General features: G+C 35.6%; 14 protein-coding genes. 10 read left to right on the forward strand and 4 right to left on the reverse strand.

The window, feature by feature from the left end:
* Positions 1-37 precede the first annotated feature (37 nt).
* The 6 genes from AACZ92_RS07725 to AACZ92_RS07750 all read left to right on the forward strand — a co-directional run bounded on the left by AACZ92_RS07725 (position 38) and on the right by AACZ92_RS07750 (position 5,479).
* Positions 38-670 (forward strand): phosphoadenosine phosphosulfate reductase family protein, encoded by a 633-nt coding sequence (locus tag AACZ92_RS07725; RefSeq protein ID WP_339699314.1) that lies wholly within the window; start codon positions 38-40, stop codon positions 668-670.
* 69 nt (positions 671-739) lie between these two features.
* Positions 740-1,681 (forward strand): pyridoxal-phosphate dependent enzyme, encoded by a 942-nt coding sequence (locus AACZ92_RS07730; protein WP_339699317.1) that lies wholly within the window; start codon positions 740-742, stop codon positions 1,679-1,681.
* Positions 1,682-1,710: 29 nt separating this feature from the next.
* On the forward strand, positions 1,711-2,805 hold the full coding sequence (locus AACZ92_RS07735) for an acyloxyacyl hydrolase (protein WP_339699320.1): 1,095 nt from the start codon (positions 1,711-1,713) through the stop codon (positions 2,803-2,805).
* Between the two features lie 3 nt (positions 2,806-2,808).
* Positions 2,809-3,564, forward strand: a complete 756-nt coding sequence (locus AACZ92_RS07740) for a head GIN domain-containing protein (RefSeq protein ID WP_339699323.1) — start codon at positions 2,809-2,811, stop codon at positions 3,562-3,564.
* A gap of 26 nt (positions 3,565-3,590) precedes the next feature.
* Positions 3,591-4,700 (forward strand): acyloxyacyl hydrolase, encoded by a 1,110-nt coding sequence (locus AACZ92_RS07745; protein ID WP_339699326.1) that lies wholly within the window; start codon positions 3,591-3,593, stop codon positions 4,698-4,700.
* A 23-nt stretch (positions 4,701-4,723) separates the two neighbouring features.
* Positions 4,724-5,479 carry a head GIN domain-containing protein gene (locus AACZ92_RS07750; protein WP_339699329.1) on the forward strand — a complete coding sequence of 252 codons (756 nt, stop codon included), beginning with the start codon at positions 4,724-4,726 and terminating at the stop codon, positions 5,477-5,479.
* Here AACZ92_RS07750 and gldA read toward each other — a convergent pair.
* Positions 5,460-6,365 carry a gliding motility-associated ABC transporter ATP-binding subunit GldA gene (gldA, locus tag AACZ92_RS07755; RefSeq protein ID WP_339699331.1) on the reverse strand — a complete coding sequence of 302 codons (906 nt, stop codon included), beginning with the start codon at positions 6,363-6,365 and terminating at the stop codon, positions 5,460-5,462. The two genes, AACZ92_RS07750 and gldA, sit on opposite strands and share 20 nt — an antisense overlap.
* 233 nt (positions 6,366-6,598) lie before the next feature.
* Here gldA and AACZ92_RS07760 point away from each other — a divergent pair, with 233 nt between their 5' ends.
* Together AACZ92_RS07760 and rsgA are read left to right on the forward strand one after the other, a co-directional pair.
* Positions 6,599-7,684 (forward strand): bifunctional 3-deoxy-7-phosphoheptulonate synthase/chorismate mutase type II, encoded by a 1,086-nt coding sequence (locus AACZ92_RS07760; RefSeq protein WP_339699334.1) that lies wholly within the window; start codon positions 6,599-6,601, stop codon positions 7,682-7,684.
* Between the two features lie 30 nt (positions 7,685-7,714).
* Positions 7,715-8,665: a ribosome small subunit-dependent GTPase A gene (rsgA, locus tag AACZ92_RS07765; protein ID WP_339699337.1), complete on the forward strand. Its 951-nt coding sequence runs from the start codon at positions 7,715-7,717 to the stop codon at positions 8,663-8,665.
* A 10-nt stretch (positions 8,666-8,675) separates the two neighbouring features.
* Here the strand turns inward: rsgA and AACZ92_RS07770 are convergent, their stop codons facing one another.
* Complete coding sequence (locus AACZ92_RS07770; protein WP_339699340.1) at positions 8,676-9,653, reverse strand: polyprenyl synthetase family protein; 978 nt, start codon at positions 9,651-9,653, stop codon at positions 8,676-8,678.
* A 96-nt stretch (positions 9,654-9,749) separates the two neighbouring features.
* Here AACZ92_RS07770 and AACZ92_RS07775 point away from each other — a divergent pair, with 96 nt between their 5' ends.
* Both AACZ92_RS07775 and AACZ92_RS07780 read left to right on the forward strand, forming a co-directional pair.
* Positions 9,750-10,631 (forward strand): choice-of-anchor J domain-containing protein, encoded by an 882-nt coding sequence (locus tag AACZ92_RS07775; RefSeq protein WP_339699343.1) that lies wholly within the window; start codon positions 9,750-9,752, stop codon positions 10,629-10,631.
* 72 nt (positions 10,632-10,703) lie between these two features.
* Positions 10,704-12,053 carry an aryl-sulfate sulfotransferase gene (locus AACZ92_RS07780; protein WP_339699346.1) on the forward strand — a complete coding sequence of 450 codons (1,350 nt, stop codon included), beginning with the start codon at positions 10,704-10,706 and terminating at the stop codon, positions 12,051-12,053.
* Between the two features lie 5 nt (positions 12,054-12,058).
* Here the strand turns inward: AACZ92_RS07780 and rlmN are convergent, their stop codons facing one another.
* Both rlmN and AACZ92_RS07790 read right to left on the reverse strand, forming a co-directional pair.
* Positions 12,059-13,099 (reverse strand): 23S rRNA (adenine(2503)-C(2))-methyltransferase RlmN, encoded by a 1,041-nt coding sequence (gene rlmN / locus AACZ92_RS07785; protein WP_339699349.1) that lies wholly within the window; start codon positions 13,097-13,099, stop codon positions 12,059-12,061.
* Positions 13,100-13,225: 126 nt separating this feature from the next.
* The gene (locus AACZ92_RS07790; protein WP_339699352.1) at positions 13,226-14,887 is read right to left on the reverse strand and encodes a T9SS type A sorting domain-containing protein; all 1,662 of its coding nucleotides are present in this window, start codon (positions 14,885-14,887) and stop codon (positions 13,226-13,228) included.
* Positions 14,888-15,019 lie beyond the last annotated feature (132 nt).

Here is a 15,019-nt window from a genome sequence, read left to right on the forward strand (position 1 = left end):
TTGTAAAATCTACTAATCCCATAGGGTAAAAAGGATTATGAAAAATATTTCTTCAAAAAACATACAATTTTTTAATCAAAATTTACGGTACGAACAACCTTCGGAAATTATAAATTTTGCATTACAATTTTCCGAAAACCCTTGGCTTACTACTAGTTTTGGCCCTTATTCTGCAGCCTTGTTGTATGCCGTAATACAGCAACAAAAAGATTTACAAGTTGTTTGGTGCGATACGGGTTATAATACAAATGCCACATATAATCATGCTAATTCTTTAATTGAAAGTTTGCACTTAAACATTGAAATTTTCACCCCGAAGTATACCACCGCGTTTATAGAGAGTATGATTGGCGAACCTACCATTGATAATCCAAAACATGAATTTTTTTCAGAAAAGGTGAAGTTAGAACCCTTTCAAGAAGCATTGGTAAAATACAAACCAGATGTTTGGTTTACCAACCTTAGAAAACATCAAACGGATTATCGAAAATCGATTGATATCTTAAGTTTTACCGAAGATGGTATTTTAAAAGTATGTCCTTTTTATCATTTTACAGATGCTCAGATGTTAGACTATATGAAGAAACATAATCTTCCAGCAGAATTTGATTATTACGATCCTGTAAAAGCACTTGAAAATAGAGAGTGCGGCATTCATTTACAAGGTTAACTTCAAAGTGGTTTCTAGAGGTGATTCTGAAAAAAATATGCTATTTTCCCTTTTCAGAAATACTATCATATGATTCCATCTAAAGAAGAAGTTGTTGCTACCTACACTAGAGTCAAACCTTTTGTTCACCAAACGCCTGTACTCACATCATCTTTATTAAACAAATTAGCTGAAGCCAAACTGTATTTTAAGTGTGAAAACTTTCAGAAAACGGGTGCTTTTAAAATGCGTGGTGCTATTAACGCTATTCAGCAATTGTCTGAAGCTCAAAAGCAGGCAGGTGTAGTGACACATTCCTCTGGAAATTTTGCACAAGCGTTATCTTTGGCGGCGAAAAACTTGAACGTAAAAGCCTATATCGTTATGCCTTCAAACGCTCCACAAGTTAAGAAAGATGCGGTGCTGGAATATGGGGGGATAATCACCGAATCTGAACCAACCCTAGACGCCCGTGAAAAGGAAGCAAACCGAATTCAAAAAGAAACAGGAGCGACCTTTATTCATCCTTCTAACAACACAGATGTAATTTTAGGACAGGGCACCGCGGCGATGGAGCTGTTGAGTAAACATCAAGATTTAGATTACATCCTTACTCCAGTAGGTGGCGGCGGATTGATTGCTGGAACAGCATTGGCTGCTCATTACGGAGCTGAAAAATGCCGAGTAATAGGCGGTGAACCATACGAAGCTGACGATGCGTGGCGTTCATTGCAAACCGGAAAAATTGAAACCAATGAAACCGCAAACACTGTTGCTGATGGTTTACGTACTAACTTAGGTGACAAAAACTTTCACATTATCAATAAATTGGTTACTGAAATTATACGTGTTGAAGAAACGGAAATAATAAATGCTATGCGTTTAATTTGGGAGCGTATGAAAATAGTAGTAGAACCTTCCTCGGCAGTTCCACTGGCTGCGGTGCTTCGGAAGAAAATAATTTTTGAAAATAAAAAAATTGGTATAATTATCTCTGGCGGAAATGTAGATTTAAAAAACCTACCCTTTTAAAACTGAAAAATTGCGTTACTTTGCCGTCGATGAATAAAAACCTACTTATAGCGTTTCTTTTTACCCCACTTTTTCTCTTTTCACAAGAAGAAACACGTCCGGGCTTTTTTATAGATGCCAATTATTTTTACGGCACCATTGTTCGGCACAATAAGGATATTGCTCACTTAGTGACAAATCACCCTCAGGGGGTTATTTTAGGGTACAATAAAAAAACATTTGGTTCAAAACGCTGGCATCGGGAATACAATTATCCCGATTGGGGTTTGTCTTTTGTGCACCAGAATCCAGGTAATGAAACACTTGGTGAAAATTACGGTCTCTATGGTCACTTTAATTTCTACTTTTTAAAACGAAACATTGTTTTTAGGATAGGGCAAGGGATTGCCTACAATACCAATCCGTTTGATTTAGAAACGAATTTTAAAAATAATGCCTACGGAAGTGATTTTTTAAGCTCAACCTATTTATTGCTTAATTACAACAAACAAAATATATTTAAAAATATTGGGTTACAGGCAGGTTTGGCATTAGTACATTATTCTAACGGAAATTTTAGAGCTCCCAATTCTAGTACCAATTCATTTACATTCAATCTTGGATTGCAATATGAATTTAAAACAGAAGACCCTGAATATATAACTGATGTTATAGGTGAAAAGGTTACAGAACCGATAAAGTTTAACCTCGTGTTACGAAGTGGAATTAATGAAAGTGATTATGTAGGGTTAGGTCAACATCCTTTTTTAGTGGTTTCTACTTTTTTGGACAAGAGGATAAGTTATAAAAGTAAATTTCAAGTAGGGGCAGACGTGTTTTTTTCAGAATTTTTAGAAAAACAAATAGATTATTTAGTGGCTTCTCAACTTGATAGGTCTTTAACTGGCGAGGAAGATTATAAGCGTGTTGGTGTTTTTGTAGGTCACGAACTTACATTAAATAAATTGGCCGTTGTTTCTCAGTTTGGCTATTATGCCTATTATCCATACGATTTTGAAGGAAGAACATACATTAGGGCAGGTTTAAAATATTATCTCACAGACTCTATTTTTGGAGCAACTACTTTAAAATCGCACGGCGCCAAAGTAGAAGGAGTTGAATTTGGAATCGGATTTAGAATATAAACAATGAAAAAATCAATTTATATAATCTTTCTGTATCTGCTAGTGGTTTCTTGCAATTCGGAGAATGCTCCAGGTTGCTTTCAAACTGTTGGTGACATTGTCACTGAAGAGTTTTCTGTAGACGATTTCAGTAAAATAAGGATAGAAACCGATGTCGCTCTACAACTAAAACAAGGGACTACTCAACAAGTATTAATTAAGACCGGGGAAAACTTACTTTCCGATATTTCCGTAAGTATAGAAAATAAAACGTTGGTGATACGAAATAACAACACTTGCAATTTGGTACGCGATTATGACAATGTTCAAGCTATTGTAACCACGCCAAATATTTCAGAAATAAGAAACGCTTCGTCTCGCGATGTTTCTAGTGAAGGAGTATTGGTTTTTCCAAAGCTTACGCTAACTAGTAATAGCTCAGGAAGTATAGAGGATGTTCGTAAAAGTGGTGATTTCTATCTAAATCTTAAATGTGAAGATTTTGTAGTTTCGGCAAACGGGCAAAGTGTTTTTTATATTTCAGGAACTACACAGCAAGCAAATTTGGTATTTAGTGATGAATTTCCAAGATTTGAAGGTGAAGATTTTAGCATTGATACTTTGAAAATTAGACAGAGAAGTGCCAATAAAATGATAGTCAGTCCTATAGATAAAATATCGGGAGTTATCCAAGGCACGGGTGACGTTATTTCGGTAAACAGGCCTTCAGAAATAGATGTAGAAGAGTTGTTCACAGGTCGTTTAATCTTTAAGGATTAATGTATATTTATGCCTTGTCTGAAAATATGAAACAACAACTTTCCGTACTTATAGTTATTCTGTTTACCTTCAGTGTCTTTTCACAAGAAAAAGAACAAAACCCCTTCTCTTTAGAAGCAGATTACTTTTACGGTAGTATTTTAGAGCACAATCCCGATATCTCACATTTAATTACAGGGCATCCAAGAGGTTTTATTCTATCTTATAATAGAAAAACCTACGGATTTAATGAATGGGAACGCCGTTATCAGTATCCGGATTGGGGTTTTACTTTAGCTTATCAAAACTTAAAAAATGAATATTTAGGCGAAAACATTGGCTTGTATGGTCATTACAATTGGTATTTTTTTAATAGAAACCTTGTCATACGTTTGGGCCAAGGTATTGCTTACGCAAGCGATCCATATGATCCAGAAACTAACTTTATTAATAACGCTTATGGAACGCGTTTTTTAAGTAGCACGTTTTTAAAAGCCAATTATGTTCAAGAAAACGTGTATAAAGGAATTGGATTCCAGGCAGGGTTTGGTATAATCCATTACTCTAATGCTAATTTACGAGCACCAAATAATAGTACAAATACATGGGCATTTAATGTTGGACTTAGCTATTTGTTCGATCACGAAAAATTTCCGGAGTATATTGTAAAAGACGATCCACCAAGCTCTTCCCACGCCGAAAAGCTAAAGTATAATTTTGTATTCCGCTTTGGTTGGAATGAAAGCGATGTCGTGGGCCAAGGGCAGTATCCATTTTATGTGGCTTCGGCATTTGTAGATAAGCGCATTAACTATAAAAGTACATTGCAAGCAGGTGTAGATGTATTCTTTGCTGATTTTTTTAAAGAATTAATATATTACCGCTCTATTGCATATCCAGAAGATAACCTTAGCGGAGATGAAGATTATAAACGAGTTGGACTGTTTATAGGGCACGAACTTCGTTTTAATAAAGTAGCCTTTGTATCTCAATTAGGTTATTATGTTTATTATCCATTTGATTTTGAAAATAGAGTATATAATCGACTTGGCCTAAAACGATATTTTTATAATGATAAAATTTTTGCTTCAGTAACCGTAAAAGCCCATTGGGCGAAGGCCGAAGGGGTTGAATTTGGAGTAGGTATCCGTTTATAATGATTACTGAAATGATCCAGAATATGAAAAAATCGATCTTTATAATTTTATTATTAGCCTTTTTTGGGTGTGATTCCGATAAAGGTTTGAACTGTTTTCAAGCTTCCGGAGATATAATTCAAGAAGAGTTTACTGTTGAAGCATTTAGCCAAATTATTGTTTGGGAACGCACGCAGCTTTTTATAAAACAAGGTGATACACAAAAGGTTATTGTTGAAACCGGTGAAAACCTTTTAAACGATATTGAAGTACAAGTGGAAGATGGTGTGTTAAACCTCTACAATAATAATGGCTGCAACTTAGTACGCGATTACGGATTGACAAAAGTATATGTAACCACCCCAAACATTAACATGATAAGAAACAGTTCGGGATTAGCTGTGGAGGGTTTAGGCACATTATCATTCTCTAATTTAACCTTGATTAGTGAAGATCAAGAAAATGAAGACGAATACCATATTGATGGAGATTTTAAGCTCGATCTTCAAGTTGAAAACTTGCAAATAGTAGCCAATGGCCTATCCAATTTTTTCCTTACTGGGACTGCAGATAAAGCTAACTTTGGCATTTACGCTGGAGATGTGCGCATACAGGCGGCAAACCTCTTAATTAATCAATTAACCGTTTTTCATCGCGGTACACAGGAAATGATTGTAAACCCTCAAGAAGCTATTCGTGGGAAAATAGTGAGCTTAGGAGATATAGTAGCAAAAAACCGTCCTCCCATTGTTGAGGTAGAAGCGTTATATAGAGGACAACTTATTTTTGATGAGCAGTAAGATCTACAAAGAGCTTTTCTAAGTTTGTGTTTTTCTGATGAAGTTGAAGAATCTTTAACCCATTATCGTGGGCAAAGTCAAACACAGAGCTTCGCATATCTTTTTCCGAAGAAAAATAGATGTTATAAATAAAATATCCGCCAGGGTTTTCAACTTTTGTAACATTGGGTATTTGTTGTAAGGCAACCGTTTCAACTCGATAATCAAACTCCACCTCCACAATTTGTTGTTGACCAGATTGTAGTTCACTTAGTTTTTTGTCCAGTACAATTTCACCTTTATTGATGATAATTACGCGATCGCAAATTGCTTCTACTTCTTGCATAATATGAGTAGACAGCAGAACGGTTTTTTCTTTTCCAATGCTTTTTATCAATTCCCGTATTTCAATTAACTGATTTGGATCCAGTCCAGTAGTGGGTTCATCGAGAATAAGTACTTCGGGATTGTGTAAAAGTGCACTGGCAATACCAACCCGTTGTCGGTACCCTTTAGATAGTTGCTGTATTTTTTTATTTGCCTCGGGTAGAAGGCCGGTACGTTCAATAATACGCTCTATTTCACTTTTTGGTGTATTGTATATTTCAGCTTGAAAGTTTAAAAACTCTCGTACATACATATCTAAATACAATGGATTGTGTTCCGGCAGATAACCTACGCTTTTTTGAATGTCATGATCTTTTTCTGAAACGTTAAATCCATTAACCGTAGCTATTCCTTCCGAAGCAGGGAGATAGGTTGTCAATATTTTCATCATCGTAGATTTTCCAGCACCATTTGGACCTAAAAATCCCACAATTTCCCCTGCTGAAATATCAAAAGAGACATTGTTGAGCGCTTTTTGTTCGCCGTAGTTTTTGGTAATATTTGAAACGTTTATTGACATATATCTTTAAAAACAAAATTACATAAATTTATTGCTGTGAAAGATTTAAAATTTATATAAAACCTTTTTAAAATGATTATTTATTAGCTACTTTAGCGCCAAACAAAAACACGTATGTACAATCACTCTCTTTATTGGTGGCATCTCTTTAAACTGTAACCTATCGGGATTATTGTACTTAATATAATTTATATATAAAAGTCCCATTATGGGGCTTTTTTTATTTTTAAACTATGCAAAACAGCAAAAAACTACGCAATTGGTTAGATGCATTTGGACTTGATCATCCATTGGTCATTGCAGGTCCTTGTAGTGCCGAAACCCAAGAACAAGTGTTAAAAATAGCACATCAGTTAAAAGATACTGATACTACCGTACTCCGCGCTGGAATATGGAAACCGAGAACACGGCCGGGAAACTTTGAAGGCGTTGGAGCCTTAGGACTGAAATGGCTTCAAGAAGCGAAGGACCAAACAGGTATGTTGACCACCACCGAAGTAGCGAATGCAAATCATGTAGATTTGGCATTAAAGCACGATATTGATATATTATGGATCGGTGCCAGGACCACCGTTTCTCCTTTCGTGGTTCAAGAAATAGCAGATGCATTGCAAGGAACCGATAAAACGGTGTTAATTAAAAATCCTGTAAATCCAGATTTAGCACTTTGGTTAGGTGCAGTAGAGCGTTTTTACAGTGCAGATATTCAAAATTTAGGAGTGATTCACCGAGGTTTTTCTACTTATGAAAAAACTAAATACCGAAACAATCCCGAGTGGCAAATACCTATTGATCTTCAAAATCAGTTTCCAGATTTACCGTTGATTTTAGATCCTTCACATATTGCTGGCAGGCGAGATATTATTTTTGAATTATGCCAAACAGCATTAGATTTAAACTACGATGGTTTGATGATCGAAACACATTACGACCCCGATAATGCTTGGAGCGACGCCAAGCAGCAAATTACACCGCAAACATTAGATCAAATGACGGTCGATCTTCGTATTCGTAAAAAAGGAGACGATAAAGTCGCTTTTAACAATGAATTGAGCAAATTACGAGCGCAAATAGATGTGATTGATGATAAAATTGTGCAAATGATGGGTAAACGGATGAAAATTGCAGATAATATAGGAGAACTTAAAAAAGACCATAATGTTGCTATTCTACAAGTAAAACGATGGAACGAAATTTTAGGTAGGATGATTTTAGCCGGAGAACATAACAAACTTAGTGAAGAGTTTGTTTTACGCTTATATAAGGCTATTCACCAAGAGTCTATTGGCCACCAAAAGAAAATATTCAATAAACAATAACTTCCAATTAATTTTCTGACTTTTGTACCCATGAAAGGCACTGTCTATAAATCTACTGGAAGTTGGTACACTGTAAAATCTCAGCAGGGTGATTTTTATCAATGCCGTATAAAAGGGAAATTTAGAATAGGAGGTATAAAGAGTACAAATCCTGTGGCTGTTGGTGATCATGTCGTTTTCAAAATAGAGACAAAAGGCGACGAAACCGTTGGTGTTATTCATAAAATTGAATCGCGCGATAATTATATTATCAGAAAATCTGTCAACCTTTCTAAACAGACTCATATTATTGCTGCGAATATTGATGTTGCCTTTTTGTTAGTAACTTTTAACAACCCACCCACGTTCACCACGTTTATAGATCGTTTTTTAATTACAGCCGAAGCGTATCATGTTAAGGCTGTTTTGCTTTTCAACAAAATAGATTTGTACAATGAAGACGAGTTACTAGAAATAAAATATCTTGCTGCTTTATATAGAGATATTGGTTATGAATGTATTGGCATTTCGGCAAAAACTGGAAAAAATGTAGATAAGGTAAAAGCAGTAATGCAAGATAAGGTGAGTGTGTTTTCAGGTCACAGTGGTACAGGAAAATCTACGTTAGTTAATGCTATTGAAACTAACCTTGGTTTAAAAACTGGTGAAATATCTGAACAACACAAACAAGGTCAACATACGACAACCTTCGCTGAAATGTATGATCTATCCTTCGGTGCTCAAATTATTGATACACCCGGAATTCGTGGGTTTGGTGTAGTTGAAATAGATAAAGAAGAGCTGGGTGACTATTTTCCAGAATTTTTTGAACGTAAGCAAGAATGTAAATTCAATAATTGTCTTCATGTAAATGAACCTCAATGCGCGATAAAAGATGCCTTGGAGAATCAAGAAATTGCGTGGTCTCGTTATAAAAGCTATTTGCAGATTTTAGAAGGGGAAGACGACGGATACCGAAAGGATATTTATAAAAAGGAGTAGTATCAAAAACCTATTTTTTCCGTTCTATCACATAATTTACCATCAACTCTAACGAGTCTTTATAAGGTGATTTTGGATATTCCTGAAGAATTTGCAGCGCACGTTGCTGATAGTCTTTCATTTTTGAAACAGCATATTCAAGACCGCCAGAATCTTTAACAAAAGCAATGACTTGCTTTACTCTTTTTTTGTCTTTATTATGGTTTTTTACTGAATTGATAATCCACCGTTTATCTTTGGGCGGAACCGTATTTAACGTGTAAATTAAAGGAAGCGTCATTTTTTGCTCTTTAATATCAATCCCGGTGGGTTTACCTATCTTTTCTTCTCCATAATCAAAGAGATCGTCTTTTATTTGAAAAGCAATCCCGATTAACTCACCAAACTCACGCATGGCTTCTACTTCTTCTTTGGGTGCATTTACAGATTGCGCTCCCATAGCACAACAAGCAGCAATGAGTGTAGCTGTTTTTTGGCGGATAATATCAAAATAAATGGCCTCGGTAATATCGAGACGTCTTGCTTTTTCAATTTGAAGCAGTTCGCCCTCGCTCATTTCACGAACAGCTACTGAAATTATTTTAAGCAAATCGAAATCTTCGTGATCAATAGAAAGCAATAACCCTTTTGAGAGTAGGTAATCACCAACTAAAACAGCAATTTTATTTTTCCACAGCGCATTAATGGAAAAGAACCCCCGTCGACGGTTGCTGTCGTCCACTACATCGTCGTGTACCAAAGTTGCGGTATGGATAAGCTCAATAACCGAAGCGCCACGATAGGTGCGTTCTTCCACTGTGCCGTTGCCCGTCATCTTTGCGATAAGAAAAACGAACATAGGTCGCATTTGTTTCCCTTTTCTATTTACTACATAGTGGGTAATGCGATTGAGCAAAGCCACTTTTGATGACATGGCTCCCGAGAACTTTTTTTCAAAAAGTTCCATTTCAGTTTCAATGGGAAGTTTTATTTGGGAAACGATTTTCATTGGTGTTTCAAAAATAAGTTAAAATGGGAAAATAGTTGTGTTGAATAATACCTTTTATGTAGTTTAGCAGCTTAATTAAACAAAATTATATTTATTATGAAAAAAATTACTTTATTAGCAGCTTTTTTTGCTGCTTTTGCTATGAATGCGCAGACAGTTTTATTTGAAGATGACTTTGAAAGTTACGATAACTTTATCATTGAAGATGTTGGGGATTATACTTTAGTAGATGTAGATGGTTTGCCAACTTATGGGTTTCAAGATATAAGTTATGATAATTCTGGATATACAGGTGCTTTTATTGTTTTTAACTCAACGGCTACTAACCCTCCTTTAGAGCCTAGTGCTGATTCTGATTGGAGTGCTAGAAGTGGAGAAAAGGCAATGGCATGTTTTGCTGCTGTACCTGATGGAGCTCAATTTAACGATGATTGGATAATCTCTCCGGCTATCGAATTAGGAGCATCAGGAAACACAGTTGAGTTTTGGGCTAAAGCGGCCGATGCCACTTACTCTGATGAAAGGTTTAATGTAGGTGTATCGACTACTGGTACTGAGCCAGGTGATTTTTCTTTTTTAGCAAGCGATTTACAAGCTCCTGCTATTGAGTATACAGATTTTAGCTTTGATTTAGATTTCTTAGCTGGAGAAACTGTATACATAGCTATAAATGTAGTGAGTCAAGATCAGTTTGGATTTGTAATGGATGATTTCAAAGTAACTTCTGATGTATTAGGAGTTAATGAAGAAACCTTCAATGGATTTGAATATTTTGTTGACAACAGCAATTTAAATATTTCTGCAGATAGAGCTTTTGAAAACGTAAACTTATACAATGTTTTAGGACAAGAAGTTATCTCTAAAAAACTTTCTAACACTAGTGAAGTAGTTAATATTGCTTCTTTAAACTCTGGTGTGTATATTGCTACAGTTACTATTGAAGGAGCTAAAAAATCTTTCAAAATAGTTAAGAAATAAATTTTTTTAGATTTGTATTTAAAGCACTTAGGGTTAATCTTTAAGTGCTTTTTTTAATTTACAGTAATTCTTATGAAGCTTTCATTCCCTATATCTTTAATTTTTTTTTCTTGCTTTCTTTTTTTTTCCTGTAAAAAGGATGACTCTGTTACTTTACCTGAAATTGAAGAGCAAGAGGTAGTTCTTAATAAGGATATAACTATTTATAACAGTAATTCCTTTTATGAAGGCTACACTTTAATTGCTCCATTATCATCGAATAGCATCTATTTAATTAATATGGAAGGGTTTGTTGTTAAAAAGTGGGAATCAGAAAATAGAGGGATAGCAAACTATTTAACTGAAGAAGGTAACTTAGTAAGATCATACATAGTTCCTAATCATACTTTTTCCTTTGCTGGAACAACTGGCGGGATTGAAATTTTTAATTTTGAAGGTCGAAAAATTTGGAATTGGGAATATAGTACATCTGAATATAGTATGCATCATGATATAGAAATTCTTCCGAATGGAAATATTTTAGCTTCAGTTTGGGATAGGAAGACTTCAGAGGAAGCCATTAGGAATGGGAGGGACCCTAATTTACTTTTTAATAGAGAAGTATGGCCTGATAGAATTATAGAAGTAAAACCTCTTGGGAATAACAATGCCGAGATAATTTGGCAATGGTCTATTTGGGACCATTTAATTCAAGATTTTGATAATTTAAAAGAAAATTTTGGTATAGTATCTGAGCACCCTGAATTAGCAGATATTAATTACTCTAATGGTGAAGCTAATTTCAACCATGTAAATTCTCTATCTTATATAGAAGAATTTAATCAAATTGTCTTCAGTAGTAGAAGGTTTAACGAGTTCTTTATTATTGACCACTCTACTAGCACTCAAGAAGCAGCTTCTCATACTGGGGGGCAATATAATAAGGGAGGTGATTTTTTATACAGATGGGGTAATCCTAAAGCATACAAAACGGGTACTGATGAAAACCAAAAATTGTTCGGGCAGCATGATGTTACTTATATCGCTAATAAACCAAACAACTCAGGAAATTTTTTAGTTTTTAATAATGAAAAATTTGAACATCTATCATCAGTAGATGAAGTTAAAATTTCCCAACAGGCCGATGGTATGTACAACTTACAACCAAATGTAAATAACAATCCATTGCATGTAGCGTGGTCTTACGTTAATACAGAAATAAACTCTCCTATTTTATCTGGAGCAAATCGATTGCAAAACGGAAATACTTTAATCACTTCAGGTACGAAAGGCTTACTAATTGAAATTGATAGCGAGAGCAATGTTGTATGGGAATATACACTTCCATCAGAAGATAAGAGGATTTTTAAAAGTTCACGATATTCAATTGACCAACCTCCTTTTAATGGAGAAAGACTTCCTATTTTAAATGAAAGTATATAAATAAATTAGCTTTTATTAGCCAATTGCCCACAAGCGGCGTCAATATCTTTTCCGCGGCTTCTACGTACCGTAACGGGGATCTTGTTTTTTTCTAGTTTATTAATATACATATCGAGTGCCGAGTTTGCAGCTTGTTGAAACTCCCCATCATCAATCGGGTTATACTCAATCAAATTAATTTTACAAGGAACCGATTGGCAAAACTGTACCAAGGCATCTACGTCTTTTTCAGTATCATTTATATTGTTCCAAACTATATATTCGTAGGTAATGCGACGGTTTGTTTTGGCATACCAATATTCTAGCGATTCGCGCAGGTCTGGTAACGTAAAGCTTTTAGCAAATGGCATAATCTGTTCTCGCGTTTCCTGAATAGCAGAATGTAAGGAAACGGCCAGGTTGAATTTAACCTCGTCATCGGCCAGTTTTTTTATCATTTTAGGAACACCCGATGTGGAAAGCGTAATTCGTTTAGGTGACATGCCTAAGCCTTCTTCAGAAGTTATCATTTTAACGGACTCTAAGACGTTTTTATAGTTCATCAATGGTTCGCCCATTCCCATATATACAATGTTAGAGAGTGGTTTGTCGTGGTAGAGTAAACTTTCTTTGTGAATTGCAACCACTTGATCAAAAATTTCATCGGGATTTAAATTCCGCATGCGTTTTAATCGAGACGTGGCACAAAATTTACAATCCAAACTGCAACCAACTTGTGAAGAAACACACGCTGTTGTTCGTGATTTAGTCGGGATTAATACCGACTCTACCACAAACCCATCGTGCAATTTAACGGCATTTTTAATAGTGCCATCGTTGCTTTTTTGCAAGCTGTCCACTTCAATATGGTTTATCACAAAGTTTTGCTCTAAATGCGTACGAGTTTCTTTTGAGATATTCGTCATATCCTCAAAATTATGGATGCCTTTATTCCATAGCCACTCGTAAACTTGGTTGCCTCGAAAGGCTTGATCGCCAATGCTTACAAAAAAATCACGTAACTCTTGTTTTGATAATGCGCGGATGTCTTTTTTTTCTGAAACCATAAGATCGCAAAATTAAGGTATAGAAATTTGTTTATGGAATGTTTAAGAAGTATTTGTGTTTTAATACTTGTGCTGAGCGAAGCCGAAGGACTGGATACTACATGCTGGACGTAAAACTACCAACAACTACCTCCTGCTAACAACAATCTTTTTGGTAATACTAGAATTAGAGTCTAAATCTGTCAATTGTAAAAAGTACATGCCTTCAGCAGCCTGAGCTACCGAAATGGTATTCATGGTACTGGAGACAGATCCTTGACTTATTTGTTGACCCGTTACGCTATAAAAATGATACGATAGATTAGGGTAGCGGCTGTTCATTACCGTGATGGTTTCAGAAGCTGGGTTGGGAAAAATTTTTAACTCTCCTGTAATATCAAAATCTGGAACATTCAGTAAGTTTTGTATGGTTTCTAGTTGGGTTTGCCCTGTTTCGTTAGGATCCAACCATTCTTTAAGCCGCTTATCAGGTGTCGATCCGGTATCCCAAGAAACAGCCAATCTTCCGTAGATGTCATACTCATTATTGTTTTCTAAGCCGTCACAAGAAGAATTACCGGCATATAATTGCCCAATTATTTTTCCGTTTTGATTAAATAATGGGGAACCGGACGAACCACTTTCGGTTGTTCCTATTTCCCAGCCCTTTCCTTCGCCTACAGATGCTCCGCCAATTAACCATACTTCGGTACCATTGGCAGTTTCATGTATCGCTCCCGAATTATCTCTACATATTTTCATAATATCACCATTGGGATGATGAATGCCTATTCCATATAATGGTAGTTCGTCCGTAATGTCCCAACCCGCAAAAGCAACATCCCAAGAAGAGGGAACTTCATTGTATAATTCTACTAAGGCAAAATCACTGATATTGTTGGCTGCTTTCAGTTCTGCTCCACTTATAGTAAAATTTGTCTGAAGATCTGTGCTAGGTTGATCTTCTCCGCAAATAGGACTCGGACTCATCCAGTTAAATCTGACAGACCAAAAAGCGGGGTCGCTATTGTCTAGACAGTGATTTCCAGTAAGTAAATAGGGTGTTTTGTCTTTATTGGTATTGTTTATAAGAACAGCGGAGCATAAATAGCCATTTCCTAAATTAAGGAGTGCAACTGCCTTTTTCAGAATATCTTTTTGACTATCGAAGTCTTCTCCTATAGAGCAATTAACATCGTAATTACAATCTCCAGAATCGTTTAAGCCTCGAATTCCATCCATGTATCGCTCAACTTTACCCATTCGGTATCCGTGTATAATACTACTTATATTTAAAAGTACTTCTTCATTTACAGATGAAGGTTCATAATATTCCAACCAAATTTTGTCTCCATTTATAAACCAAGAACCCAATTGTTGGTTGTTGCGATTTTGGTTTGTGGTTAATGGTAGTAATACATCAGTTTTATCGTCATTATATAAAAACAGCTTGGCGCCAGAGGGAACGTAAAAATCATCAAAATTAATACTCAAATTAACAGCATTGGGCGAACTAATTGCAATACGCCATAATTTATCACCATTGTCTAAATAAGTAACAGTACCGTCTTTATGAACATCTATTTTTAAACTTCGCTTGATGCCGTATCGCCACGGGAGGCTTTTATCACGGTCGTTTATACTGTCTTCACGATGAAGAGCCAAAAGGTCTAGAGGAGGAAGGTTGATGGTGGTCGCCTCATCAGTATCTTCTATATTCCAGCTAATAGGGGTGTTCACGGTAGTTTCTTGAGAAAAAACCGTAAACATAGAAAAAATAAAAAAGAATAAAAAAGTAGTTTTTTTCATACACTATTGATATTGATGCGACTACAATACTACAAGTTACTTTTTTATTTTGAAACAAGAAAATCATTAGCCTCTTTAAAAGCAAAAATCCTGATTGTTACATCAGGATTTTTCAAAAGTTTAAATAGTTGT

It is taken from the genome of uncultured Marixanthomonas sp. (genome assembly GCF_963974425.1).
Taxonomy (GTDB): Bacteria; Bacteroidota; Bacteroidia; order Flavobacteriales; family Flavobacteriaceae; genus Marixanthomonas.